Annotated in this window: 1 protein-coding gene; it reads right to left on the reverse strand. The window is 75.0% G+C overall.

Translation table 11 applies throughout. The features are described from left to right. A partial coding sequence (locus ACFV4G_RS43525; RefSeq protein WP_380449215.1) for an ALF repeat-containing protein occupies nt 1-1,074 on the reverse strand: 1,074 nt, incomplete at its 3' end. Nucleotides 1,075-1,222 lie beyond the last annotated feature (148 nt).

Below are 1,222 nucleotides of genomic sequence, written 5' to 3' on the forward strand. Positions count from 1 at the left end.
GGGGGGGTCGGCTCGGGTCCTGTCCCCGGCGGCGTTGGCCGGGGCGGACAGTGCCTGGGAGGCGGCGTTGCCGGCCTTGGTGGCCGCAGCGGCGGCGTTGGCGGCGGCGTTGGCGGCCTGGCGGGACGCCTCGTTGGCGGCCTTGGCCGCCGCGGAGGCGGTCTGGGCCGCGGTGGCGGCGCGCGAGGCGGCGTCGGCGGCGCGGCCGGCGGCGCTGGAGGCGGCACCGGCCGAGCCCTGCGCGGCCTTGGTCTCGGCGGCGGCCTTCTCGGCGGCCTCCTTGGCCAGCTTGGTGGCGTCGAAGGCCTTGCCCGCCGCGTCCTTGGCCGTCTGGGCCTGCTGGCCGGCCTGGTCGGAGGCGGTCTTGGTGAGGTCGGCCAGCTGGGCGACCGTCAGCTTCTCCTGGTCGTGCGCGGCCGCGGTCTGGTAGCCGTACTGGAGGAACTGCTGGACGTCGTCCATCGAGCCGTTGAGCGCGGTGTTGGCGGCCTTCTTGACCTCGTCCCCGCCGGAGGCCATCAGCTGGGAGAGGTGGACGCGGTCGTCGTCGTCCCTCGCCTTGAACTGGCCGGTGTTCAGGAACTGGTTGACGTCGTCCAGGCTGCCGTCCATGGCCTTGGCGGCGGCTGCCTGCACGCCCGGCCCGCCGGTGGCCATGAGCTGGGAGACCCGCACCCGCTGGTCGTCCTCGTAGGCCTTCTTGGCGCCCGTGGCGAGGAACTTCTGCAGGTCGTCGGCGGATCCGGCGAGCGCGGCGGTGCCGGCCGCGCGGACTCCGGGACCGGAGGTCGCGATCAGCTCCTCGATCTTGGCCCGCAGGTCCTGGTCGGCGGCGGTGGCCCGGCCCTTGGCCAGGAAGGCCGCCAGGTCGTCACCGGTGCCGGTCAGCGCGCTCTCGGCGGCGCGGCGCACGGCCGGCCCGCCGGCCTGCCAGGCCGCGACGACCTTGACCCGGTCGGGGTTCGCCGCGGTGGCGGGCGTGGTGTCGGCCACCGCGTGCGTCGTGAGCAGCCCGGTCAGCAGGCTGCCCGCCACGAACCCGGCCGCGAGGCGCGACCGGGTCCGTGCGGTCAATGACTGTTTCATCGAATGTCGCAATCCGTCCGTGAATCGGGCACCGGAGTGCCGTGACGGCCGCAGGCGTCCGCAATCCGCGCCGGCGGCCCTGGAGGTGGTCAGGGCATGCTTTAGGGGCGAAACCGGCGGCGGGGCGGGCATTCGC

It is taken from the genome of Kitasatospora sp. NPDC059747 (assembly GCF_042732955.1).
In the GTDB taxonomy this organism is placed as follows: Bacteria; Actinomycetota; Actinomycetes; order Streptomycetales; family Streptomycetaceae; genus Kitasatospora.